The organism is Aeromicrobium terrae, from assembly GCF_008039565.1.
GTDB classification, from domain to species: Bacteria; Actinomycetota; Actinomycetes; order Propionibacteriales; family Nocardioidaceae; genus Aeromicrobium; species Aeromicrobium terrae.
The window spans coordinates 1-1,421 of record NZ_VDUX01000012.1; the positions used below are offsets into that span (position 1 = coordinate 1).

Below are 1,421 nucleotides of genomic sequence, written 5' to 3' on the forward strand. Positions count from 1 at the left end.
CGCTCATGGCTCCCTTCTGTGTCAAGAGGCGGCCGGGAGCGCGGGCTTAGGCTGGGTTGTGGCGGGTCCGGGAAGAGGCTTTTCCGAAGAGCCAGTTGTGGGCTGTGAGCTGGTCGCGCTGGAGTCAGAGACGTTGCCTGTTTGCCCTCCCGGGCCCGCCGTTCTCGCCGTGATGAAGTCGTCGAGCATGGTCTTGTAGATCTGGTCGGAGAGGCGGCGTTTGAGACAGCGCATGGCTTCCATCGAGGTCTTGCCGTTGGCTTTCCTGCCGTCGTAGTAGGCGCGTCCGACGGTCGGGTTTCGCAGTTGAACGACGGCCATCAGATGCAGGACGCGGTTGATCTGTCGGTTCCCGCCGCGTGAGAGCCGGTGTCTGACGTGGTCGCCTGATGAGGCATCGATCGGTGCGGTGCCGGTCCAGGACGCGAAGTGGTTGCGGTCCGGAAAGCGGCTGATGTCGCCGACCTCGACCAACAGCCTGGCGGCGCCGGATGGACCGATGCCGTGCAGGTCGAGCAGGTGCGTCCCGGTGGCCTGGACCAGCGCTTTGAGCTCTTTGTCCGCGTCCTTGGTCCGGGTGTAAATCCGTTCGAGATCGGCGACCAGCTCGGACGCGACTCGTTTGCGGGTCTTGCCGACCAGATCCCGCGGTCGCACAGTGGCGAGCAGCCGGCGGGCCTGGGCTGCGGAGAGGTCCTTCTTCGCGCCTCCGGGCAGCAGTTCCAGCACGATTCGGTGCAGCTGGGCGACCTTGCGGGTGTGCTCATCACCGAGCGCGCGGCGCCGATCGACCAACAACCGCAACACCTCCAGCTGCTCATCGGCGACGACCGGGCGTAGGCCTGTCATCCGGGTGCCGACCAGCGCGACGGAGTGCGCGTCGGTGGCGTCGGTCTTGCGCCCCTGACCGGTGGCGAACAGCCTCGCCCGCGCCGACAGCTTCGGCGGAACATCAACGACTTCCTGGCCGTCACCCAGCAGCCGGTGCGCGACATGGCGACCGATCCCGTTGCAGCCCTCGATCGCCCAGACCCGATCAGGCCAGCGGGCGACAAAGCCGAGCATCTCGCGATAGCCATCGGCGTCGGTGGTGAACCGCTCACCGCCAACTACGACCTCATCGACCGTCATCACCTCGATGGTGACCGTCCGCTTGTGCGGATCCATCCCCACCACGACTCGCTGATCCACGATTCCTCCTCCAACTCGATGGATGTGTCGAGCCGGAGGGCACCGCTACTTCGAGCAGAGCAATCCCTTCTTGAGCCTCTCCAGCCCCAAGCGGTGGCCAGGGCAGCGCAGGCCATGAGTGAGCCACACGCGATCCGTGGGCAGCCGCAATGGGAGCGACAACCCCGACCACCTCAACCGAGCCTCGTCAGACCCCGGCCGTGCCGTCAATGAAACAAGTAGCCGCGATG

1 protein-coding gene is annotated in these 1,421 nt (G+C 65.9%); it reads right to left on the reverse strand.

Annotated features, from left to right (window positions below; all coding sequences use genetic code 11):
• Positions 1-21 precede the first annotated feature (21 nt).
• Positions 22-1,191 carry an IS110 family RNA-guided transposase gene (locus tag FHP06_RS15795; protein ID WP_222706517.1) on the reverse strand — a complete coding sequence of 390 codons (1,170 nt, stop codon included), beginning with the start codon at positions 1,189-1,191 and terminating at the stop codon, positions 22-24.
• Positions 1,192-1,421 lie beyond the last annotated feature (230 nt).